Origin of the sequence: Niallia sp. FSL R7-0648, assembly GCF_038007005.1 — a bacterium.
GTDB classification, from domain to species: domain Bacteria; phylum Bacillota; class Bacilli; order Bacillales; family Cytobacillaceae; genus Niallia; species Niallia circulans.
On sequence record NZ_JBBOWE010000002.1, the window covers coordinates 708,893 to 732,834 of the forward strand.

Here is a 23,942-nt window from a genome sequence, read left to right on the forward strand (position 1 = left end):
TTTTAGACAAAAATAAAAATAAGGGAGCGGGCAAATTTGAAGTATACAAACGCAATGAATGTTTTACCTGAAAAGCTTATTTTGGAAATTCAAAAATATGTCCAGGGCGAGACTCTATATATTCCAAAACAAGAAAATGCTCATAAGAAGTGGGGAACTTCAAGTGGGGGAAGATTAATGCTGGATCGCAGAAATAATGCGATAAAAGCAGCTTTTGTAAATGGAAGCACCGTTCAAGCATTGGCGAAGGAATATCATCTCTCCACAGAAACAATTAAAAAAATCGTCTATTCACATAAAAATAAAGAATAGCACTGGTGAGTTTTCATCAGTGTTTTTTTATGTAAAAATCGTTTCTTAGTCATCTTTTCCATTTTAGAAATAGAGTGTCTTTACTAAAATAGGAAGAGAGGATAATCCATTAATAGGAGAGAATGATATGACAGAAGCATTTATAAAAAATGAACAATTAAATTTTATCAAAAAGCAAATTTCCAACATTAAAGAAAGTATGAATAAAAGTTTACCTAAAACAGTGTTAGCTGCAGTAATGGAGTTAGCTGAGGCAAAAATTTTCGAGCTTTTTCCCCAAGCAACAAGTGATCAGCAAGAGTTATTGGATATTTCCAAATGGAAAACAAAGGATGAATATGAACAATATATAGAGCGACTTGCTAAGTATGTATTGCCGTTTCCAAAAATTACAGAACAGCAGCTAAAAAAATTATTCCCAAAGCAAAAGAAATTAAGATTACCTGATTTTGCAACAATAGACCTTCATCAATTAACCTATTTAAGCTGGACAGATGGAAAGTCTAATAGAAAATTTGTCATTCATGAATTAGATGGGAAATTAGTAGGGGTGGAAGGGAAGATGACGCCGACTAATAAAAAAAATATTTGTTCCTTCTGCAATAGCTTTGGAGAGGTTGCCTATTTTTCAACGATTACCAAAGACAAGAAACCTAAAAATGCAGATTATTACAAGGCTATCGGAAACCTGATTTGTACAGATAGCAGCGAATGCAATAAGAACATGGACAATACCGCATATTTGCAAGAATTTTTACTGACCGCAGAGGGTCGATTTTACTGAGAACGTCCTCGGTGGAATCATCCCTCTGCTACCCTGTTGATAAGCTGTGCTAAGGTTATTAATCCTTTTTCTAATTCTTCTAATGAGGCATAGGAGTAGGATATTCGCAGATGCCGGTCATCTGCTTTATCGTATACGATGCCTGGATTGATAAGAATTCCTTCTTTAAGAGAAATCTCAAATAGCTTGCGTGAAGAAATCATTGGTTTTAATTTCAGCCATATGTAGAATCCGCCATTAGGTACTGTCCATTCAGCAATATCAGAGAAATTTTTCTTTAATAGATTATTTGTAAAATCTCTTCGCAGTCTTAGCTCTGCTCTTACTTCTGTTAAGAAATCCTCGTACCATCCGTTTTGCAGCCATCTTTCTACAGCAAATTGAGATAAACTGCTAGAACCATAGTCTGTCTGCATCTTAATATCGGCTAAATGCCCGATAACTGGTTCAGGTCCTACAATCCAACCAATTCGGAGCCCTGGGCTTAATGTTTTGGACATACTTCCGATATAGAGAACGTTTCCTTGTGTATCAAGTGCTTTTAAGGGCTTGGGCGGAGGAGTGTCTAACCATAAATCTCCGTATACATCATCCTCAATGATAGGTATTGCTTCTGTTTGACTAATTGCTATTAACTCCTTTCGTCTCCTTTCAGACATGACAATGCCAGTTGGATTATGAAAGTTAGGAATTGTATACAGCAGCCCGGCTTGATGCTGTCTTTTTAGCCGTCCAATGGTATGACAGGTAATTCCTTCTTCATCGAGCGGCAGGCCTAATAAGTGCATTCCTGCTGATTGGAAGACATGGATGGAACTTAAATAGGATGGTGTTTCATGAAAGATGGCTGCTCCTCGCTTTAAGAGACCAATTGATAGTAATTGAAGTGCTTGGAGCCCGCCTGAAACAATTAAGATCGATTCAGAGGTAGCGACTATTCCCTTCTTTTTTAAATAAGAACTAACCGCTTGTCGCAAAGCTAAACTTCCTTTAGGCTCGGTATATCCAAGTGAAAAGCTTAGATTGTCCTTAAGGTGAAAGATTTCTTCCATCCGTGCTTTAGGTAATAGCTTTGGAGAAAGCTCGCCAGTACCAAGTCTAATAATATTCGGATTTGCTTCGGCTTTATTAATTTTTTGGATAATAGATATGTTCGGTCGATGAATGCTCGATTTAACATAACTAGTCCAATCAGGAGGTGGAGTGGAGGCAAGTAAACTCCATGTATTATTTATTACCTTTGTTCCACTTCCTACTTTTGTTTCAATTAACCCATCAGCAGCTAATTCTTCAAGTGCTGTAACAATGGTGCTCCGGTTGACTTCGAATTGTTTTGCCAAACTTCTTTGGGAAGGGAGTTTCATACCAATCGTCCATTCTCCATGAATTATTTTCTTTTTCAGATAGGTAGTAATTTGTTGGTGTAAGGAAACGGTTGAATCCTTTTGTGGCTTCCATTCCATTTCTGCCATTAATTGTATACTCCCTTTGCTTTTTCTTTTATTTTAACAAAATGGTTGGGTTTGTAACCATCCAATTGGATGGAGACAGATAGCCTATTCTTCGTTATGCTCAATAAAAGCAAGGGGGAATAAGGATGGAACCAATATTACATGGAATTTTATTAGCATTTGGGTTAATACTACCATTAGGCGTTCAAAATATATTTATATTTAATCAAGGAGCAACGCATAAAAAATTTAGTTATGTGTTACCGGCCATAATTACGGCTAGTATTTGTGATAGTTTACTTATTTATTTAGCAGTTGCAGGTGTTTCAGTAGTAGTTTTTACCTTTGAATGGGTGAAAACAGTGCTTTTTACTGTTGGCTTCTTTTTCTTAGCGTATATGGGATGGTCTATGTGGAAAACAGCAGCCATGGTGGGGAGCAAGCAAGAACAGCTACTCTTTTCTCCACGCCGCCAAATAGCATTTGCTGCGTCTGTTTCTCTATTAAATCCACATGCTATTCTCGACACAATCGGCGTGATTGGCACAAGCTCCTTAGCCTATACTGGAGAGGAGAAAATCTTGTTTACTGCTGCTTGTATAAGTGTATCTTGGATTTGGTTTTGTTTATTGGCAATAGCAGGGAGAAAGATTGGACAAATCACCGGGCGCGGAAAGCTGATTAAACGCATTAACCAAGTATCAGCAGTTATTATTTGGGCGATGGCACTTTATTTAGGTCTAAATCTAATAATCTTAAAATGACATCCCGCTTTGGGCATTCAGAATGACATCTCCTTTATATTTCGCTATAATGAGAGGGCTGTAAGTGCCCTTCAAATGAAAAAGGGGGTTATGTAATGATTCAATTGCGTAATGTTAGTAAACGTTTTGCGGATGATGAAGTCATTAAGTCTATTTCTTTAGCGATACATAAAGGAGAAATTTTCGGAATTATTGGAGCGAGTGGTGCTGGTAAATCCACGTTGCTGCGGTTAATGAATTTATTAGAAGTTCCGGAAGCAGGAGAAGTGCTAGTGGACGGCCGAGAGCTGACCAGTATTAACTATAAAGAACTTCGACAAGCCCGTCAATCAATTGGGATGATATTTCAACATTTCAATCTTGCTGCAAATAAGACCGTTTATGATAATGTGCTAGTGTCTTTAGAATTGGCTAACTATTCAAGAAAGGACAGACGAAATCGAGTAATAGAGTGTCTCCGATTTGTTGGATTGGATAGCTTTATGGATAAATATCCTGCACAATTAAGCGGAGGTCAGAAGCAGCGTGTAGCGATAGCACGCGCAATTGCGAATAATCCGCAAGTATTATTATGTGATGAACCAACCTCTTCCCTTGATCCAAAAACGACAGGGGAAATCTTGCATGTTCTAGAGGACGTTAATAAGCGTCTAGGGGTAACGATTGTAATCGTCAGTCATGAGATGGAGGTAATCAAAAGCATCTGTAACCGTGTGACAGTTTTGGAAGATGGAGAAATTTATGATACCGTTGCAATCCAGCCAAAAGGAATTCAACAAATAAATAACACCTCCAAAAGGTTAGTAGAACAGCTGAAAAAGGATGGTGAAGTAGACCATGCCTGAGATATTAATTCAATATAGATTGGAAATTTGGCAATCTATTGGGGAGACTTTTATAATGGTAGGCATGTCTATCCTAGCAGCGATTATCATCGGACTGCCAGTCGGAACATTGCTTTTCTTAAGTAGAAAAGGAAAGATGCTCGAAAATCGAATAATTTTTTCTACACTGAACTTAATAGTAAATATTATCCGTTCTTTTCCATTTTTATTATTAGTAGTCTTTCTTATTCCATTTACGAGAATCATCATTGGAACGGCTATGGGTACAGCAGCTGCAACAGTCCCATTATCGATTATTGCCATCGCTCATTATGCTCGTTTAGTGGAGCAATCATTACTAGAAGTGCCAAAAGGCGTAATAGAAGCAGCCATTTCGATGGGAGCATCTGTCAGGGAAGTTATCTTCAAATTTCTTTACGTAGAAGCTCGTTCTGGACTTGTGCTAGGACTAACAACTTCGATTATCAGCTTTATTTCTTATTCAACCATTATGGGAGTTGTTGGCGGCGGCGGTATTGGAGATTTTGCGATTCGTTATGGATATCAACAATTTAAAACAGATTTAATGATTTATATGATTATTATTATGGTCATATTAGTACAGGCTATTCAGTTTACTGGTACAGCAATAGCAAAAGTAATTGATAAAAGATAAATGAGGAGATAAGAAAATGAAAAAAATATTATTTTTAATGATAATAGGCCTATTTCTGTTAGCAGCTTGCGGAAAAGAAAAGGCAGAAACAGATAAAAAGCAAATGAATACCAAGGAAAAAGAAGAAGTAACGCTAAAAGTAGCGTCTTTAATACCACCAATGACGGAAATCCTTGAGTTAGTAAAACCAACATTAGCAGAGGAAGGTATTAACCTTGATGTTAAAGTATTAAGTGATAATGTACAGCCGAATACGGCACTTGCGGCAGGGGAAGTGGATGCAAACTTTTTCCAGCATGTCCCCTACATGGAAGAGTTTAACCGCAGTAATAACGCTGAATTAGTGCCAGTAAAAGCTATTTATTTTGCAAATTATGGTGTTTATTCAAAACAATATGATTCTATGGATGATGTGCCAGAAGGTGCTGTAATCGCAATTGCTAATGATGTATCCAATGTAGACCGTTCTTTGGCATTATTGGCTCAACATGATGTCATTAAGTTAAAAGAGAAAACGGGTCCTTATTACACCAAAGCGGATATTATCGAAAATCCGAAAAACTATAAGTTTGAAGAAGTTGATTTATTAATGCTTGCAAGAATGTATGATGATGCCGATCTAGTCGTGATGACACCAGCTTATGCTTCCCCACTTGGCTTAACACCAAAAAGTGATGCCTTGTTAGTAGAAGGGGTAGAAAATGATTTTGCGATTACATTAGTTGCTCGTAAAGATAATGCAGATTGGGAACCTATTCAAAAGCTAGCGGAAGCAATGACTAGTCCAGAGGTTCGTAAATTTTTAGAGAAAAAATATGACGAAACAGCCATTCCTGCATTTTAAATAAGAGGTTGTCTAAAGACAGTCATATTTCACTGATAAATAGCATATCAATGCCTTATCCTAACTATTTATAAGGATAGGGCTTTCTTTTTGGGGAAATTCTGGCTTTAAAAAAATGAATAATTAGCGTATAATTATAGGTAACTATTTAAAATTTTTTGAAAATAAGTTGGGCTGTAACAAGGTGATGCTTGATCCAGAAAAGATGATAGCTTAAATAATTCCTTGGTTACTTTAATGCATCAAAAAGGGAACGCTTACATTCTTTCTGAAAATAAAAGTATAAGGAAGGTTAAAATGAGCAGACGAGAGACGAAAACAGACGTTATTTTAATTGGTGCCGGGATTATGAGTGCAACTCTAGGAACGCTTTTAAAAGAATTAGACCCAGATTTGAAAATTACAGTGTTTGAAAAATTGGCTAGTGCAGGTGAAGAAAGCTCGAATGAATGGAATAATGCGGGAACAGGTCATGCGGCACTATGCGAATTGAACTACACAGTAGAAAAACCAGATGGCTCTGTAGACATAAGTAAAGCGGTAGAAATTAACGAACAGTTTCAAGTTTCCTTGCAATTTTGGTCTCATCTTGTAAATAATCAAGTATTACATAATCCACAAGATTTTATTAGACCATTGCCACATATGAGTTTAGTGCTAGGGGGAAAAAATGTAGCATTTTTACAGAAACGTTTTGAGGCAATGGTAAGTAATCCGCTATTTAAAGGAATGGAATTTTCAAAGGATCCTGAAAAACTAAAAGAATGGATACCTCTCATTATGCAAGATCGCGAATTAAAAGAGCCGATAGCCGCGACAAAGATTGATTCTGGAACAGATGTGAATTTTGGTGCCTTAACACGCTTGCTGTTTGCTGATTTATTGAAAAAGGGGGTAGAAATTAACTACAAGCACAGTGTAAATGATTTAAAACGAACGAAAGATGGTTTATGGGAAGCAAAGGTACAAAATTTAAATAGTGGCACAATGGAAACACATGCTGCTAAATTCGTCTTTATTGGCGGCGGCGGCGGCAGTTTACATTTACTGCAGAAATCTGGTATTCCTGAAGGTAAACATATGGGTGGGTTCCCAGTCAGTGGTATATTTTTAGTCTGCAAAAATCAAGAAATAATCGAAAAACATCATGCAAAGGTGTATGGTAAAGCAAAGGTCGGAGCACCACCCATGTCCGTTCCCCATTTAGATACACGATTCATCGATAATCAGAAATCATTGCTTTTTGGCCCTTTTGCTGGTTTTTCACCTAAGTTTTTGAAGACAGGCTCCATGTTTGATTTAATTACATCTGTTAAGCCAGATAATTTGTTAACGATGCTGGCAGCTGGTGCAAAAAATATGTCCTTAACAAGTTATTTAATCCAGCAGCTTATGCTTTCAAAAGAAAAGCGAATAGAAGAATTACGTGAATTTATCCCGAATGCCAAAGCGGAGGATTGGGATCTTGTGGTAGCTGGGCAGCGTGTCCAAGTAATAAAGGATACAGAAGCTGGCGGAAAAGGGACACTTCAATTTGGAACAGAGGTTGTAAGTGCTGCAGATGGCTCGATAGCAGCATTGCTTGGTGCCTCACCTGGTGCCTCTACTGCTGTTCACGTTATGCTGAAAGTAATCCAGAAATGTTTTACAGAAAAAATGCCAGAATGGCAGCCGAAATTAAAGGAAATGATCCCATCGTATGGATTATCCCTAAAAGAAAACCCCCAGCTATTGCATGACGTTCATACATTAACAGCAGAAACATTGCGATTGTCTGAAAAAAGCCCTATTCATCATTAATCGAAATTAGATTGTTAATCCATTCAACTAGGAGAGAAAAAATTTTTTTCGAACAAGTAATACAAAATCAGATACATTTATTTAAAAAAACTTTCATCATGGGATGGAAGTTTTTCTTTTGGAGAAACCGATAGAAGCTTCGCTATTCCTATGTTTTTTCTATATGTATAGAAAAATGATTTAAATTTTGCGAAATGATTGACAAGCGCTTTCAAAAAATGGTTAACTTTGTTTATACAACAAACAAACTAACTTTTGGATTACAAATTATTAGCTGGGTAAGTTTAAAAGTTGGAGGGAATTTTGAAAAATTGCAAATTAGAAAAATACTAGTCTATTTAAATCATTATTCATAAGGAGGATTTTTTAAATGAAAATTATCAACCCTGTACTGAAAGGATTTAATCCAGACCCAAGCATTTGCAGAGTCGGTGAAGACTACTATATCGCAGTATCTACCTTTGAGTGGTTTCCAGGAGTACAAATACATCATTCAAAGGATTTGGTGAATTGGGAATTAGTTGCACACCCATTACAAAGAGTTTCTCAACTAGATATGAAAGGAAATCCTAACTCTGGTGGTGTTTGGGCTCCTTGCTTAAGCTATAGCGACGGGAAGTTTTGGCTTATTTATACTGATGTAAAAGTAGTGGATGGCGCTTGGAAAGATTGTCACAATTATTTGGTTACTTCCGAAACGGTAGATGGGGATTGGGGAGAGCCGATTAAATTAAATAGCTCTGGTTTCGATGCTTCCTTGTTTCATGACGCGGATGGCAAGAAATATTTATTAAATATGCTGTGGGATCAGCGTATTGGCCGTCATCCTTTCGGCGGAATTGTTATGCAGGAATACTCTACAAAGCAGAAAAGGCTAATTAATAAGCCGCAAATAATTTTTAAAGGCACGGATATTAAATTAACAGAAGCGCCGCATCTTTATCATATTGGTGAATACTATTATTTATTAACAGCAGAAGGCGGAACGAAATATGAGCATGCTGCAACAATTGCACGCTCCAAAAATATAGAAGGACCTTATGAGGTTCATCCGGATAACCCACTTTTAACTTCCTGGCATGATCCTAGAAATCCATTGCAAAAATGTGGGCATGCTTCTATTGTTCACACCCATACGGATGAATGGTATTTAGCTCATTTAACTGGCCGTCCTATTCATCCAGATGATGATTCTATAATCCAACAAAGGGGATATTGTCCTTTAGGAAGGGAAACAGCGATTCAAAAGCTGGAATGGAGAGATGGCTGGCCATATGTAGTTGGCGGAAAAGAAGGGAGCTTGGAAGTAGAAGCTCCAAAGATTCCAGAAACAAAATTTCCTCCAACTTATCCAGTTGTCGATGAATTTGAGGAAGATAAGCTCAATATCAATTTCCAAACATTGCGCATTCCTTTTACAGAGAAATTAGGTTCTTTATCAGAAAGACCTCATCATTTACGCTTATTTGGCCAAGAATCATTAACATCAACCTTTACACAATCTTTTGTTGCTAGACGTTGGCAAAGCCTTCAATTTGAAGCGGAAACAGCCGTAGTTTTTACGCCAGAGAATATACAGCAGGCTGCAGGTTTAGTAAATTACTATAACACTGAAAACTGGACAGCATGGCAAGTGACATATGATGAAAATCTTGGACGCATCCTTGATTTAACGGTTAATGACAACTTTTCTTTCTCTCAACCATTGAAGGAGAAAATAATTGTTCCAACCGAAATAGAATATATTTACTTAAGAGTCACAGTCGAAAATGAATACTACTACTACTCTTACTCATTTGATAAAGTAGAGTGGAATACACTAGATATAGTATTTGAATCAAAAAAACTATCTGATGACTATATTCGCGGTGGCGGTTTCTTTACTGGAGCATTTGTAGGAATGCAATGTCAAGATACAAGTGGTCAAAATATACCAGCAGACTTTAAATATTTCCGCTATCAAGAAAATGAATAATGGTAAAACCCAGGAAATTAGCTCCTGGGTTTTTATTTTTTTCCTTTTCTAGCACATAATATTCTCTTATATATGCGGAAGTAAAATGAAAGTGCTAACATTTCATTTCCCCCTTTAGACGGAAAAACAATATGTTAAGTTGTAAGAGTTTTCATTGTAAGATAAAAGCGTAGTAATCATCATAAATAATTTACTTAAAATAAATTACTCGGAGGTCATTAAATTGAAAAGAATATTATTAGCTTGTTCTTCAGGAATGTCTACTAGTCTATTAGTTTCTAAAATGAAAGACGCTGCAAAGGAAAAAGGCATTGAAGCAGAAATTTGGGCTGTTGCTCAAGATAAAGCACAGACAGATATGGAACGTGCAGATGTCCTTTTAATTGGTCCGCAAATGCGCTTTTTAAAAAAGAAACTAGCTACTCAAGCAGAATCAGTTGGAATTCCATTAGATGTTATTGATCCAGTTGCTTATGGACGAATTGATGGATTGGCTGTTTTAAACAAAGCGTTAGAATTAATCGAGAATAACAAGTAATCGTTTATTTCCAAATGAAAGCATTTACTAAAAGAAGGAAGAGAGGAAAAACCTTATGAATAAATTTATGGAGGTTTTGGAAAATATTCTATTGCCAATTGCTGAGAAATTGAACAACAATCGTTATTTAGCAGCATTACGTGATGGATTTATGGTTGCCTTGCCGCTAATCATTTTTGGATCAATTTTTGTTGTAATTGCAAACTTTCCTTTCCTAGATAAGATGATAAGCGAAGATGCTTATGCAGCTTATCAAAATGCATTAGGTCCAGCATCCGCAGCAACGCTAAGTATTATGGGACTCTTTGTCATAATGGGAATTGGATATAAGCTGACACAGCATTATGGTCTTGAAGCAATTTATGGAGCTGTTGTAGGGGTTGCATCATTCCTTATTTTAAACCCACAAGAATTAGGGGAAGTAACTGGGGTTATCCCAACAGTTATTCTTGGCGCACAAGGTATGTTCTTGGGGATTTTCACAGCATTTATTTCCGCAGAGCTATATCGCTTCTTTGTGAAGAAAAATTGGACGATTAAAATGCCGCCAGGTGTACCGGACTCTGTATCTAGATCCTTTAGTGCATTGATTCCCATTACACTAACATTAACATTCTTTTTAATCATTCGTATTCTTTTCAGCTTTACACCATTTGAAACAGTACAAAACTTTATTTATACAATTATTCAAGAGCCATTAACTGCTCTAGGTAGTAGTCTTCCAGCAACAATCGTAGTGGTATTATTAATTCAATTATTCTGGTTCTTCGGTTTACACGGACAAATTATTATGAACTCTGTCCTTGACCCAATCTGGTATGCATTGAATGACCAAAACTTTACTGCTTTCCAAGCAGGAACAGAGCTTCCAAACGTTATCACAAAACAATTTATGGATACGTTCCTAGTAGGTATGGGTGGTACTGGGATGACATTGGGGGTTGTTATTCTTATCTTCTTAATCGGTAAGAGCAGACAAACAAAAGAACTTGGAAAACTAGGTGGACCAGCTGGAATTTTCAACGTAAATGAACCAATTATCTTTGGTTTACCAATCATTATGAACCCATTAGTTCTTATTCCGTGGTTATTAGCGCCAGTAGTAGTAACAATCATTACGTATCTGACAATGTCAGCAGGGATCGTTCCGAAACCAGCAGGTATCATTGTTCCGTGGACAACACCGATTGGTATTAGTGGATTCTTAGCAACTGGTAATGATTGGAGAGGGGCAGCACTGCAAATCTTTAACTTACTTGTTGTGATGGTGATTTGGTGGCCATTCCTAAAAGTTCTAGACAAAAATTATTATGAAACAGAGAAAAAAGGATAAGCAGTCAGCAAGATAGAAATAAGTTTTACATTAAGAGGAAGGGGATTTACCTTAGTTAACCTTAAGTGTAAACCCCCTTTAGTTTTAGAAATGGAGTGACAGGGATGGAAACAGATAACAAAATGACAGAAATAGCTTTTCAAATAATTCTTTTTGCTGGAAATGGACGTTCATGTGCAATGGAAGCAATACAAGAAGCAAAAGAAGGAAACTTTGAAGAAGCGGATCGATTACTAGAAGAATCAAGTTCCGAACTTGGTAAAGCGCATGGTTTTCAAACGAGACTACTCCAAGAGGAAGCGAGCGGAAATGGTGCGGGCGTGAATGTGATTTTAGTTCATTCTCAAGATCATTTGATGACAGCTATTACTGTTCGTGATTTAGCTACTGAAATAATTGAGATTTATCGTAATAAATAATTTTGGAGGTTTCTTAAAATGACTGTTCAATACAAATTTCCTAAAGGTTTTTGGTGGGGAAGTGCCACATCTGCAACACAGATAGAGGGAGCAGCGAATGAAGCAGGAAAAGGAAAAAACATTTGGGACCATTGGTATGAGGCAGAACCAAATCGCTTTTTTAACAATGTAGGGCCAGAAACTACTTCTAATTTCTACTATCAATATAAAGAGGATATTCAATTGATGAAGGAAATTGGGCATAATTCTTTCCGCTTATCTATTTCTTGGTCTAGATTAATTCCAAACGGACGGGGAGAAGTGAACCCAGAAGCTGTAACTTTTTACAATAATGTAATTAATGAGCTACTAGCTAATGGAATCGAACCATTCGTTACCCTGTATCATTTTGATATGCCGCTAGAGATGCAGAAAATCGGTGGCTGGGAAAATCGTGAAGTTGTAGATGCTTACCAAGCCTATGCTTTGCAATCCTTCCAGCTATTCGGTGATCGTGTGAAAAAATGGTTTACGTTCAATGAACCGATTGTTCCGGTAGAAGGTGGATATTTATATGATTTTCATTATCCGAATATCGTAGATTTTAAGAAGGCTGCACAAGTAGCCTATCATACAGTTTTAGCACATGCGAAAGCTGTTCAAGCTTTTCGAGGATGGAATCAAGACAAAGATACAAAAATAGGGATTGTTTTAAATTTAACACCATCCTACCCAAGAAGCCAGAATCCATATGATTTAAAAGCTGCGAATATTTGTGATTTATTCTTTAATAGAAGTTTCTTAGATCCTGCTGTTCTTGGTGAATATCCAGAGGAATTAGTAGAAATATTACGTGAACATGGACAACTACCGAATAGTGAGCAAGGAGATTTAGAACTAATTAAAGAAAATACAGTTGATATTCTTGGTGTCAACTATTATCAGCCCCGCCGAGTAAAGGCAAAAGAGCATTTACCCAATCCTTATAGCCCTTTTATGCCAGAATGGTTCTTTGATCCCTATGAGATGCCAGGCAGAAAAATGAACCCTTATCGCGGCTGGGAAATTTACGAAAAAGGTATTTACGATATCATGGTGAATTTAAAGGAAAACTATGGGAATGTGGAATCCTTTATTTCCGAAAATGGCATGGGAGTACAAGATGAAGAGCGTTTCTTGAAAGATGGTCAAATTCAAGATGATTATCGTATTGAATTTATTGAAGGACATTTACAATGGCTGCATAAGTCTATTGAAGAAGGCTGTAATGTTAAAGGATATCATCTATGGACATTCATGGATAACTGGTCATGGTCCAATGCTTATAAAAATCGCTACGGTTTCATTTCAGTAGATCTAAAAACACAGACAAGAACACCAAAGAAAAGTGCTTACTGGTTTAAAAATGTAGCAGCCAATAATGGATTTTAGGAACAACCGTGAATGTTTCTGATATAATCTTTCTAGATATCAAGATAGGTTCTGATCAAGAGTTAAGATCAGAACCTTTTTGAGTAAAAATGTATATGGATAAAATAGTAAAAAATGAATGGAAGGAGACTTTATTTTGTTAAGCTCCCGAATGAAACAAGTATTAAGTGAATTATTGGCAGCGGATACACCAGTAACAGGTGAATATTTAGCTACTGTTAATCATGTGACAGCGCGAACAACAAGAGAAGATATTAAAAACCTAGATGCTATATTAAATAATCATGGTGCAAAAATAATTTCCGTTATCTCAAAAGGTTACACGTTGGAGATTTGGGATAAAGCTGTATTTCAACAGTATTTACATTCTATATTTGTAGAAAACTCACTTTCTCATACTGGTATCCCTAAAACACCAGAAGACAGAGTAACTTATATTATTATCCGGTTTTTATTAAATGATCAATACCTTAAATTAGATGATCTCGCAGATGAACTGTTTGTCAGTAAGTCTACTATTCAACAAGACATTAAGCATGTGAAAGAAAGTCTCCAAAAGTATGACATTATATTAGAAGCACGACCGAATTATGGACTTAAAGCAATTGGGGATGAAATTAAAGTTCGCTTTTGTTTATCAGAGTATGTACTTGATCGTAAAAAGCAAACAATCAGTACAATAGATAGTCCTCATCCTTCTATTTTTAATGAAGAGAAAATGGATAATATCCAAGAAATTATTTTAAGACAAATAAAAAAGTATCAAATTACTTTATCGGATATCGCTATTAATAATTTATTGATTCATATTGTAATCGCCCAAAAGCGGATTGTTAGTGGTCATTATGTAGCAATATTTCATGCTGATTTGGATGAAATTGAACAACAAAGGGAATATCATGTAGCAAATGAAATAGTGAAGGAAGTAGAAGATCTATATCAAATTAAGTTTCCACAGGCGGAGATTGCCTATATTGCCATGCATTTACTTGGAACAAAGTTAGTTACCCAGAAAAAGGGTCATATTGATCATGTAATTGAGGATGATATTCTTCAGCTGGTTCATTTTGTTTTGTCCAAAATAGAAGAAAAATTAGACTTAGGCATTGAAAAGGATGAAGAACTTATCTTTGGAATGAGTATGCATTTAAAGCCTGCAGTTAACCGCATTAAATATGGAATGAATATAAGGAACCCCATGTTGCAAGAAATTAAAAATAACTATCCACTTGCCTATGAGGCAGGGATTATTGCAGGACTGGCCATTAAAGAATACACAGGAATCGAAATGGATGAAAATGAAGTTGGTTATTTAGCGCTTCATATTGGTGCAGCAATGGAAAGAACTAAATTACGTTCAGGTCCAAAACGCTGTTTAGTTGTATGTGCTTCTGGGCTTGGAACCGCCCAGTTAATTTATTATCGTCTTAAATCTTATTTTGGCAGTAATTTAGATGTGGTTGGGACGACAGAATATTATATGCTCGATCAATATAATTTAAATGAAGTTGATTTTATCGTTAGTTCTATTCCGTTTAAGGAGAGCTTTGACATTCCAGTCATTGAGGTAAATGCAATATTGAAGGAAAGTGTTTTAAAGGCAATTGAAAAATTTATTCTAAACCAAAGTAATCATCAGCCAATCGAATCCTTTTTTCGCCAAGATCTTATTTTTTTAAAGAAAACATTCCATTCCCAAGAAGAGGTTTTAACCTTTTTACATACACAGTTAATGAAGAAAGGTTTAGTGGGAAAACCATATTTAGACGCGGTATATGAAAGAGAAAAGGTAGCGCCAACCGCTTATGGGAACTTGGTTGCTATCCCGCATCCGATTACGCCCCAAACAGAAAAAACATTTGTATGTGTATGCACCTTAGAAAAACCTATCGATTGGAATAATAACTCGGTTCAGATTATCTTTTTGCTATGTGTAAAAAAGAACAGTCAAGAGGATTTGCAGGAAATGTATGATGTCCTCGGTAAATTTATTGAGGACCACACAAGTGTTCATAAAATATTAAAGGCAAGTATGTATGAGGAATTTATCCGCATAATGAAGGAAGCATGATGGTTAGAAAGTAAAGAGCGGGGGTTTACCGATATAGGTATACTCCCGCTTTTTAAGTTAATTCTTATTCTCCTACATCTGCCCACTTATATTCATAAGTTGCTCCGAATGGATTTACAAATACATTCTTTACTTTTGGTGAAATCAATTGTGCTCTTGATGCTTGGTAAACTGGTGCAATTGGAGCATCTTCAAATAATAGCTTTTCAGCTTTTAAGAAGTTATCATAACGAGCAACGTTATCAGTTGCAAGTTTAGTTGCTGTATCGCCAACTAATTGATCATATTCTTTATTAGAATAGCCTGTTTTATTGTTTCCTCCATCTGTAATCCACAAATTCATGTATGTGAATGGATCAAGGAAGTCAGGGCCCCATCTAGAAAGTTGCAGCTCATAATCCATGCTAGAATCTAGATCAAGTCGTTGCTCTTTTGGAACTTGTTTAATTTTAACATTCAAGCCTTCTAAGTTTGTAGATAACTGGTTAGCCACATATTCAACTAAAGTTTTTGTTGTTGCATCATCATCTGCTAAAAACTCTAGCGAAACATTATCTGTACCTAATTCTTTTAAGCCTTTTGCCCAGTAATCTTTTGCTGCTTTTAAATCATAAGTAACAAGATCTCCACTAACTTTGCGGAAGTCCTCACCAGTTTCTGGCATTGGAGTAAAGTCAGCTGGGACAAGTCCATTTGCTACGATAGAACCGTTATTTAAGATTTCATTAACTAAAGCATCCTTGTCAAATGCACGGCTAAGAGCTAAACGAATATTTTTGTTTGCTAAAGCTTCTGATTTTGTTTGGTTAAATTTAAGGAAATACACAAATGTGTCTGCTGAAACATTATAATTCTCATCAGTTGAATACTGGTCAACTAAATCAGATGTAAGATCCATGCGATCGACTGTTCCTTTTTCATATAAACCAAGAGCTGTTTGTGGGTCTTTTACTACTTCAAATGTCAATTTATCCATTTTAACGGTGCTTGCATCCCAATAACTATCATTTTTTGCAAGAACCCATGAAGTACCTGTACTGTCCCACTCAGTAATGCTATAAGGCCCGTTTGCTAATAAGTTCTCTGAACTTGTTGCAAATTTATCTCCTTTTTCTTCCACAAACTTTTGGTTTAATGGCAAGAATGTACCAAAAGTAGTTAATGTCTCAAAATAAGGTGTTGGGTTTTCTAATTCTACAACAAGTGTATAATCACCGTCCGCCTTCACACCTAATTGATCAACAGCTAGTTCCCCAGAACTGATAGCAGCAGCATTTTTAATGACACCGTTCATCATATAAGGACCATATTCCGATTTAGTGTCCGGATTAACAGCGCGTTGCCATGCATACACAAAGTCGTTTGCTGTAACTGGGTCACCATTTGACCATTTAGCATCTTCTCTTAATGTAAACGTCCAAGTTAATCCATCATCACTAACTTTGTGATCAGTTGCAATACCTGGTGATGGCTGTGTATCTTTATCTAAACGGTAAAGCCCTTCCATTGTGGCACCAAGATAAACAAATGAAGATTCATCTGTAGCTAAAGCTGGGTCCATTGACGGAATTGCCTCTGGATTTATAAAGTTAAGGACTTTTTCGTCTGATTTACCGTCCTTATCCTTTGAGTCGGTAGAAACGTCGGTATTATCGCCAGAGCATGCAGCTAATACACTTAGCACAAATGCAAACGTGAGAAGTAATAACCAATTTTTTCGTTTCATGAAGTATTCCCCCTGTTTATGTTGTTTAATTCTGAATATTATCTATCTAGTGAACATTCAAAACTATAAAAATTATTATACCTACTAGTAGATGTGGTTGTAAAGTTATTGTTGAATAATTATTGAAAGATTTAGTATATTTAGACCTATTTTATCTGAAGGATTTTATTTTATAAGAAAAAGAGATTCAGAATTATGGAACGATAAGGTTAGAAAATAATGAATATACCTTTCTAAAGATATGTGTTGGGGGGATTATGGAACGATTGTTGTTCTTCTTGCTGTCTTAATCCGTTACGTGATAGAGTTTGAAGGAGTACTGCCTGCTTTTGGGTAGATTATATATAAGGAAGTTGGAAGGAGAGGAATTGAATGGAATATCGCAAAGCGACTAGGGAAGATATTAATCTGCTAATGGAGCTAAGAAAATTCCAGTTAGTAGATGAGGGAATTACTGCAGATAAAGATATTGATAACGAGCTAGAAGATTTTTTTCAAAGGAAATTAGCAGAAGGTTCCCTTATTCAATGGCTTGTAATGGAGGAGAATGAAATAATTGCAACAGGAGCTATCGTAATATATGAATTCCCACCTACTTATACGAACAAGAGCGGAAAAAAGGCCTACGTAACTAATATGTATACAAAGAATGCTTATCGCGGAAAAGGAATAGCTACCACTCTACTAACAAAATTAGTTGAGGAAGCTAAAAGCTTAGGTATTAAGAAAATATGGTTGGGTGCTTCGAAGCTTGGCAGACCTGTTTATAAGAAGTTCGGCTTTAAGGAAACGGATGAGTGGATGGAGTTGGAGCTAGAATAATAATGCAGGAGTGGTTAGGGTCATCCTTTTTGTGGACAGACCCTCTTTTTTATTTGGTAAAAGTGATGGGGAGTTTATTTGGTCGATGAGGTATAGTGGAATGGCAGCAGATGGGGTAGATATAAGCTCATAATTGTGGTATATCAGCCAAAGCAAAGGTGAAATCAGCTAAAGCAGAGGAGGAATCAGCTAAAGTAGAAGGGAAATCAGCCAAACTGGAGGGAGAATCAGCTAAAGTAGAGGAGGAATCAGCCAAAGCCCAAAATACTAGCCAATCTCTCTCACTTCACCCACCAACGCCTACCTCAACATAACTAAAAAAGAGCCTCCGCAAAAGGGAAGCTCTTTCTCAAAATCTATTAATTACGAATCAGATAATCAAATGCACCTAACGAAGCAGTTGCACCAGAACCCATGGAAATAATGATTTGCTTATAAGCGCTGTCTGTACAATCTCCAGCTGCAAATACACCTGGCAGGCTTGTAGCGCCATGCTTATCAACAAGAATTTCACCCATTCTGTTACGCTCCACTGTGCCTTCTAACCAATCTGTATTAGGAACTAGACCAATTTGGACGAACACTCCTGCAAGCTCGATATGTTTTTCTTCACCGGTTTCGCGTTCAACATAAGTAATACCGTTAACTTTATCAGTACCAGTTATTTCTTTTGTTTGAACATTTTTAAGAACTGTAACATTTGGTAGGCTGTTTAAGCGTTCTTGTAAAACAGAGTCTGCTTTTAATTCCGACATATATTCAAGAACTGTTACGTGTTTCACAATTCCTGCCAAGTCGATAGCAGCTTCAATTCCTGAGTTACCGCCACCGATTACAGCGACGTCTTTTCCAGTAAATAATGGTCCATCACAGTGTGGACAATATGCTACACCTTTGTTCTTAAACTCTGCTTCTCCCGGTACGCCAACATTGCGCCAGCGAGCACCAGTTGATAGAATAACAGATTTACTTTTCAGAACGGCACCATTTTCCAATTCGATTTCTATTAAGTCTTTTTTCTCTAAACGCTTAGCACGTTGAAGGTTCATAACGTCAATGTTATATTCTTTTACATGCTCTTCCAGACTTGCTGCAAGCTTTGGACCTTCTGTTTGTTTCACACTAATGAAGTTTTCAATAGCTAACGTATCCATGATTTGGCCACCGAAGCGTTCTGCAACGATACCAGTGCGGATTCCTTTACGTGCAGCGTAGATTGCAGCACTTGCACCAGCTGGACCACCGCCAACTACTAATACATCAAATGGTTCTTTATCAGCAAATTCAGAAGCATCAGCTGTGCTGCCCATTTTTGCTAAAATTTCTTCTAATGACATACGACCGCTGCCAAATGATTCCCCGTTAAGGAAAACGGTAGGAACTGCCATGATATCTTTGCTTTCTACTTCTTCTTTAAAAGCTGCCCCATCAATCATTGTATGTGTGATACCAGGGTTTAAAAGACTCATCACATTCAACGCTTGTACTACATCCGGACAGTTATGGCAAGTTAAGCTAATGTAAGATTCAAAGTGGAATTCACCTTTGATTGCTTTAATTTGATCGATTACTTTTTGATCGACTTTAGGAGCTCTACCACTTACTTGAAGTAAAGCTAATACTAAAGAAGTGAATTCATGTCCTAGAGGGATACCAGCAAAAGTAATTCCAGTATCTTCGCCAACACGATTTACACTAAAACTTGGTGTTCTTTCTAATTCAGCAGTTTCTACTTTGATATGAGCTGACATAGTAGCTAGTTCATCAACTAGGGCTAGCATGTCACGGGATACTTCATCCGATCCCGTGCTAACCTTAAGAACAACATCGCCTTCCATCATTTGCAGATATTGGTTCAGCTGCCCTTTAATTTCATTATCTAGTAACATATAGAGCCACTCCCTTAAATTTTGCCAACAAGGTCTAGGCTTGGCTTAAGTGTAGTGCTGCCTTCTTGCCATTTAGCTGGGCAAACTTCACCTGGATTGTTGCGAACATATTGTGCAGCTTTAATTTTGTTTACTAGTGTGCTTGCGTCACGGCCGATACCGTCTGCATTGATTTCAACCGCTTGGATTTTACCATCTGGATCGATAATGAAAGTTCCGCGATCTGCCAGACCAGCTTCCTCGTTAAGAATGTCAAAATCACGAGAAATTCTTTGTGTTGGGTCACCGATCATTATGTACTCGATTTTGCCGATTGCCTCTGAATGATCGTGCCATGCTTTGTGAGTGAAATGAGTGTCTGTTGAAACAGAGTAAACTTCTACTCCAAGATCCTTCAATGTTGCATATTCGTTTTGTAAGTCTTCTAATTCAGTTGGACATACGAAAGTAAAATCAGCTGGGTAGAAGCAGAAAATACTCCATTTACCTTTTAAGTTTTCTTCTGTTACTTCAATAAATTCACCGTTATGAAATGCCTGAGCTGTAAATGGTGAAACTTCTTTTCCAATAATTGACATAATAAAATTCCTCCTAATATGAATAATTTATTACTAGTTTGGACAAATAATCCAAACTTATGCAAATAATAATTATTACAATTCAACATTTATTATTATATAAACTTAATTATTTTGTCAAGGATAATCTAAAACTTATTAATACTTATTTTAATTTTTATTAATAATAACTCTTGCGTGAATTTGTGAAAAGCAGACAACATAAGTACTGTATTTGCAGTGTTTTTGTTATCGATCTATTAATTTTCATTTATTAAAGATTATTCTCAATTAAGAGGGGGCTCGTTCGCCTATCAATAATATAATCAAGCCTTCTATAAAAATAGGAATACCGTTTTCAAAAAATTAAGAAACAAAACTATGTAAAAGAAGAAGAGGCCTTTTTCATAATTAAAGATTTATTGGAGAAACTACTTTGTATCTAACTTAAATGGGTGGGAAACATTATGATACATAAAAGCATAAATATTATTTTGGTTTTGGTTGGATGCTATCTTCTATACCTTATTGTATTCTGTGTTATCGTGCCTTACTTTTACAAGCCTAAGGAAAACTCTTCTTGGAATCCAGCTGTGAACCTCTCGCAGAACGAAGAGAATGTAGTGTCATCTGATAAAGTAGTATTACTTCAAGACAGGGAAGATTCTGGTTTAGCAAGGTTGCAGTTAATAAAGAATGCAAAGAAATCTATTGATTTATCTACTTATGCCATTCAAAAAGGTACATATTCCGATTTGTTTTTTGCTTCTCTATTTGAAGCAGCAGATCGTGGGGTAAAAGTACGTATTTTACTGGATGGAATGGTCAATCAATTTAATAAGGATTTACGTTTGTATAGCTATGCTATTTATCAGCATCCGAATATGGAATTAAAGTATTATGAACCCCTACATTTAGGAAAGCCTTGGACTTGGAATAATCGATTTCATGATAAGCTATTTATTATAGATGAAGAACTTGCGTTAGTTGGCGGTAGAAATATAGGAGATAAATATTTTAGTGCACAAGGATCTAAAGGAGCTTCCAATGATCGCGATGTGCTTGTGTTTACTGAAAAATTAGAAACAAGTGTGTTAAAGCAGATGAATGTTTATTATCAATATGTTTGGGAACACCCTTTTACAAAAAGTTCCGTAAAGAAACTTTCACAAAGGAAGGAAAAGTTAGGGGAGCGAAAGCGAAAAAGAGCCATCCACTTATTAAAACATGCTAAAGAGGTTTACCCATTGTCGATAGATAAAATGATTAACTGGAAAAAAGATGCATATCCAACGAAAAAAGTTCATTTTCTTTTTAATCCACATCAGCGCTTTAATAAAGATCCTCTTATTTGGAAAGAAATTGTATCACTAAGTGAACAAGCAAAATCCATTTATTTAGAAAGCCCTTATATTGTGCCAACGCAGAAAATGCTGGCATATGTAGATAAAAAGAAAATAGCGATTGATCATTGGAAGATCCTAACAAATTCCGTTGCCTCTTCACCGAACTTAGTTGCATTTTCTGGATATTGGGCAAGCAGGAAGGACATTGTCCATTTCGTTGATGAGTTATATGAGTACCAGCCGAAAACGGAATCGCTTCATGGAAAGACGTATATCTTTGATGGGAAAATTAGTTTAATTGGCTCCTATAATCTAGATGCAAGAAGTACTTTTTTAAATACCGAAACAATGGTATTGATTGATAGTGAAGAATTCGCTCACTTTCTTCAAGAGGAATTAAATAAAACGGTAAATGATCAAAGTCTTCAAGTTTTAGAAGATGGGGCTTATAAATCAGATGATAAAGTGAAGGAAACAGAAGCAGGTTTTTGGAAGAAACTGACGGTAAGGGCATTGTCCTTTTTCGTAAAGCTGGTGGACTTTTTAGTGTAGGCTATTTTCTAGAAAATAGCCTCTGTGTTTCACGTGAAACGCAGAGGCATGATTATTATCCTTAATAAAGGACCATATTTCCTGTATTCTTAGCATGGGTTTCTGCCTTTTTTAAAAGCAAGACAGAGGCAGCGGCAAGGATAAGAATAAAGGAAAATAAAAGCGAATATTGTCCGACCATTTGCGTAAAATCTTTTCCATTCAGCACAAGATCTCGAAAGATATCTAGTACATAAGTTAGTGGAAAAAGGTAGGCAATTGCTTTCCCCCAGATTGGAAAGGCAAGGATTGGAATACGTACACCAGAGAAGAATTGCATTGGTTCCTCAAAAATGGTAAAAAGGATTCCAGCATCTCGCGAAAAGAGAAAGACAATATTTAAAAATCCCCCCCAAACAATGGCAGATACACTAAGAAGAAATAAGGCAAGTGGGACATTTGCCCAATAAATTTCTGCCGCCTTTCCTGTAACAATAAGCACCAATAGAATGAAGGTAGTGAATAGCCATACGGCTTCAAGCAAATTTCCAGCTGCGCGTGCAAACATGATAGTTAAACGATTTGCAGGTGTAAGAAAGATGAGCTCAAGTGTACCAGCCTGACGCTCATAGCTCATATTCCAAGCGGATTGAACGAGACTCCAGAAGAAAATATATCCTAAGTACCCAGTTAGTAAAAACATAGTGATTTGGTCAACATCCATATAGGCCGATAGCGGACTAGATTTCGTTAGGTTAAAGGGTTTAAAGGAATAATAAGACGTAATAAACAATAAAGCTGGCCATAAGAGTAAGGAAAAATAGATTAACTTGTTATGAAAATTATGTTTATGACTTTTAGCCATTTCTGCTTGTAAAATAGAAAACAACTTCATGCAGATTTCTCCTTTGCTAAGGTTAGAATCGCATCTTCTAATCTTGGCCGCTTAAGCTCCAGCTTTAGGATTGGAACAGATTCATTCATACAAATATTAATAAGGAAAGAAGTGGGATCATATGGTGCATCGACAAGAATCACTGTGCTCTCTGTCAGCCAATTAAACTGAATGCTGCAATCGACTAATGCTTGTTTGAGTTTATTTTGCACATTTGCTGATAGGGAACTTGTTTCCATCCTCAAATGATAGCTTTTTACAACAGATGAAATAATTTTTTCTGGTGTGCCATCTAAAATAATCGATCCCTTTTCAATAATATAGATGCGATCACAAAGCTCCTCCACTTCTTCGAGGTAATGACTTGTTAATAAGATTCCTTTGTCTTCCTGCTTTGCTAAGTTTTTCACTAATCCTCTCAATTGTTTGGCTACTGGTGCATCCAGGCCAAGCGTTGGTTCATCAAGAAATAAATATTTAGGATCATTAATAAGTCCTCTCGCAATTTGGAGCCTTTGCTTCATCCCTTTAGAATATAGTTCTACTGGAATATCTTTTGCCTCTTTTAATCCAACTTGATCGAGAAGATAGGCGATGCGTTTTTCCAGCTCTAGACCTGATAGTTGATAGAGCTTTCCGAAATATCGAAGGTTTTCGGATCCAGTCAGCCGCCAATATAGCATTCTTTCTCCGCCAGCAATCATATTAATGTGCTTTTTTACTTTCATTGCCTCTTTTACAGCATCAAAACCATCAATCGTTATTTGTCCCTCTGTTGGATTTAGTAAGGTACTGAGCATTTTAATGGTTGTAGTTTTTCCAGCCCCATTTAAACCGAGCAAGCCAACGATTTCTCCTTCTTTAATAGAGATGTTCAAATCTTTAACAGCACAAACAACTTGCTTTTCTGAACGGAAAAAATTCTTTCTTTTTTTCACTGTGTAATACTTACTAATTCCTTTTGCTTCGATCATT

The 23,942-nt window shown here is 36.5% G+C and carries 22 protein-coding genes; 16 read left to right on the forward strand and 6 right to left on the reverse strand.

Annotation, left to right across the window (positions count from 1 at the left end; all coding sequences use genetic code 11):
• Positions 1–36 precede the first annotated feature (36 nt).
• Entirely contained in the window at positions 37–312 is a 276-nt protein-coding gene (locus NSQ89_RS23565; protein ID WP_047940965.1) for a CD3324 family protein, read from the forward strand.
• A 127-nt stretch (positions 313–439) separates the two neighbouring features.
• On the forward strand, positions 440–1,096 hold the full coding sequence (locus tag NSQ89_RS23570; RefSeq protein WP_341133364.1) for a FusB/FusC family EF-G-binding protein: 657 nt from the start codon (positions 440–442) through the stop codon (positions 1,094–1,096).
• Positions 1,097–1,113: 17 nt separating this feature from the next.
• Here NSQ89_RS23570 and NSQ89_RS23575 read toward each other — a convergent pair whose 3' ends face one another.
• Positions 1,114–2,568, reverse strand: coding sequence for an aminotransferase-like domain-containing protein (locus NSQ89_RS23575; protein WP_095258309.1), 1,455 nt, complete (start codon positions 2,566–2,568; stop codon positions 1,114–1,116).
• Positions 2,569–2,693: 125 nt separating this feature from the next.
• Between NSQ89_RS23575 and NSQ89_RS23580 the strand changes: the two genes are divergently transcribed.
• The 11 genes from NSQ89_RS23580 (at position 2,694) to NSQ89_RS23630 (ending at position 15,201) form a co-directional block, all read left to right on the forward strand.
• On the forward strand, positions 2,694–3,311 hold the full coding sequence (locus tag NSQ89_RS23580; protein WP_061797121.1) for a LysE/ArgO family amino acid transporter: 618 nt from the start codon (positions 2,694–2,696) through the stop codon (positions 3,309–3,311).
• Positions 3,312–3,406: 95 nt separating this feature from the next.
• Complete coding sequence (locus tag NSQ89_RS23585) at positions 3,407–4,156, forward strand: methionine ABC transporter ATP-binding protein (RefSeq protein WP_047940961.1); 750 nt, start codon at positions 3,407–3,409, stop codon at positions 4,154–4,156.
• Positions 4,149–4,811: a methionine ABC transporter permease gene (locus NSQ89_RS23590; RefSeq protein ID WP_047940960.1), complete on the forward strand. Its 663-nt coding sequence runs from the start codon at positions 4,149–4,151 to the stop codon at positions 4,809–4,811. Before NSQ89_RS23585 ends, NSQ89_RS23590 begins: the two co-directional genes overlap by 8 nt.
• 16 nt (positions 4,812–4,827) lie before the next feature.
• The gene (locus tag NSQ89_RS23595) at positions 4,828–5,655 is read left to right on the forward strand and encodes a MetQ/NlpA family ABC transporter substrate-binding protein (protein WP_047940959.1); all 828 of its coding nucleotides are present in this window, start codon (positions 4,828–4,830) and stop codon (positions 5,653–5,655) included.
• Between the two features lie 237 nt (positions 5,656–5,892).
• Positions 5,893–7,455 carry a malate:quinone oxidoreductase gene (locus NSQ89_RS23600; protein ID WP_082138246.1) on the forward strand — a complete coding sequence of 521 codons (1,563 nt, stop codon included), beginning with the start codon at positions 5,893–5,895 and terminating at the stop codon, positions 7,453–7,455.
• 370 nt (positions 7,456–7,825) lie between these two features.
• Positions 7,826–9,430, forward strand: coding sequence for a xylan 1,4-beta-xylosidase (gene xynB / locus NSQ89_RS23605; RefSeq protein ID WP_341133365.1), 1,605 nt, complete (start codon positions 7,826–7,828; stop codon positions 9,428–9,430).
• Positions 9,431–9,653: 223 nt separating this feature from the next.
• A complete protein-coding gene (locus NSQ89_RS23610) occupies positions 9,654–9,968 on the forward strand; it encodes a PTS sugar transporter subunit IIB (protein ID WP_061797114.1) in 315 nt (104 codons plus the stop codon).
• A 55-nt stretch (positions 9,969–10,023) separates the two neighbouring features.
• Positions 10,024–11,301: a PTS cellobiose transporter subunit IIC gene (celB, locus tag NSQ89_RS23615; RefSeq protein WP_047940956.1), complete on the forward strand. Its 1,278-nt coding sequence runs from the start codon at positions 10,024–10,026 to the stop codon at positions 11,299–11,301.
• 104 nt (positions 11,302–11,405) lie between these two features.
• On the forward strand, positions 11,406–11,720 hold the full coding sequence (locus tag NSQ89_RS23620; protein ID WP_047940955.1) for a PTS lactose/cellobiose transporter subunit IIA: 315 nt from the start codon (positions 11,406–11,408) through the stop codon (positions 11,718–11,720).
• Between the two features lie 18 nt (positions 11,721–11,738).
• Entirely contained in the window at positions 11,739–13,130 is a 1,392-nt protein-coding gene (locus NSQ89_RS23625) for a glycoside hydrolase family 1 protein (protein ID WP_095258307.1), read from the forward strand.
• Positions 13,131–13,266: 136 nt separating this feature from the next.
• A complete protein-coding gene (locus NSQ89_RS23630; RefSeq protein ID WP_341133366.1) occupies positions 13,267–15,201 on the forward strand; it encodes a BglG family transcription antiterminator in 1,935 nt (644 codons plus the stop codon).
• A gap of 64 nt (positions 15,202–15,265) precedes the next feature.
• Here the strand turns inward: NSQ89_RS23630 and NSQ89_RS23635 are convergent, their stop codons facing one another.
• On the reverse strand, positions 15,266–16,927 hold the full coding sequence (locus tag NSQ89_RS23635) for a peptide ABC transporter substrate-binding protein (protein ID WP_047940952.1): 1,662 nt from the start codon (positions 16,925–16,927) through the stop codon (positions 15,266–15,268).
• A gap of 372 nt (positions 16,928–17,299) precedes the next feature.
• On the opposite strand from NSQ89_RS23635, the gene NSQ89_RS23640 reads away from it, so the two are divergent.
• Positions 17,300–17,749 (forward strand): GNAT family N-acetyltransferase, encoded by a 450-nt coding sequence (locus NSQ89_RS23640; protein ID WP_047940951.1) that lies wholly within the window; start codon positions 17,300–17,302, stop codon positions 17,747–17,749.
• A 158-nt stretch (positions 17,750–17,907) separates the two neighbouring features.
• Positions 17,908–18,063 carry a hypothetical protein gene (locus tag NSQ89_RS23645; protein WP_341133367.1) on the forward strand — a complete coding sequence of 52 codons (156 nt, stop codon included), beginning with the start codon at positions 17,908–17,910 and terminating at the stop codon, positions 18,061–18,063.
• Between the two features lie 45 nt (positions 18,064–18,108).
• Here NSQ89_RS23645 and ahpF read toward each other — a convergent pair whose 3' ends face one another.
• Together ahpF and ahpC are read right to left on the reverse strand one after the other, a co-directional pair.
• A complete protein-coding gene (gene ahpF / locus NSQ89_RS23650) occupies positions 18,109–19,638 on the reverse strand; it encodes an alkyl hydroperoxide reductase subunit F (RefSeq protein WP_047940950.1) in 1,530 nt (509 codons plus the stop codon).
• A 14-nt stretch (positions 19,639–19,652) separates the two neighbouring features.
• Positions 19,653–20,216, reverse strand: coding sequence for an alkyl hydroperoxide reductase subunit C (gene ahpC / locus NSQ89_RS23655; RefSeq protein WP_047940949.1), 564 nt, complete (start codon positions 20,214–20,216; stop codon positions 19,653–19,655).
• Between the two features lie 446 nt (positions 20,217–20,662).
• Here ahpC and NSQ89_RS23660 point away from each other — a divergent pair, with 446 nt between their 5' ends.
• On the forward strand, positions 20,663–22,093 hold the full coding sequence (locus tag NSQ89_RS23660) for a phospholipase D-like domain-containing protein (RefSeq protein WP_341133368.1): 1,431 nt from the start codon (positions 20,663–20,665) through the stop codon (positions 22,091–22,093).
• 61 nt (positions 22,094–22,154) lie between these two features.
• Here NSQ89_RS23660 and NSQ89_RS23665 read toward each other — a convergent pair whose 3' ends face one another.
• The gene (locus tag NSQ89_RS23665) at positions 22,155–22,967 is read right to left on the reverse strand and encodes an ABC transporter permease (RefSeq protein WP_341133369.1); all 813 of its coding nucleotides are present in this window, start codon (positions 22,965–22,967) and stop codon (positions 22,155–22,157) included.
• Positions 22,964–23,941: an ABC transporter ATP-binding protein gene (locus NSQ89_RS23670; protein ID WP_047940946.1), complete on the reverse strand. Its 978-nt coding sequence runs from the start codon at positions 23,939–23,941 to the stop codon at positions 22,964–22,966. The genes NSQ89_RS23665 and NSQ89_RS23670 overlap by 4 nt, the downstream gene beginning before the upstream one ends.
• Position 23,942: the final 1 nt, after the last annotated feature.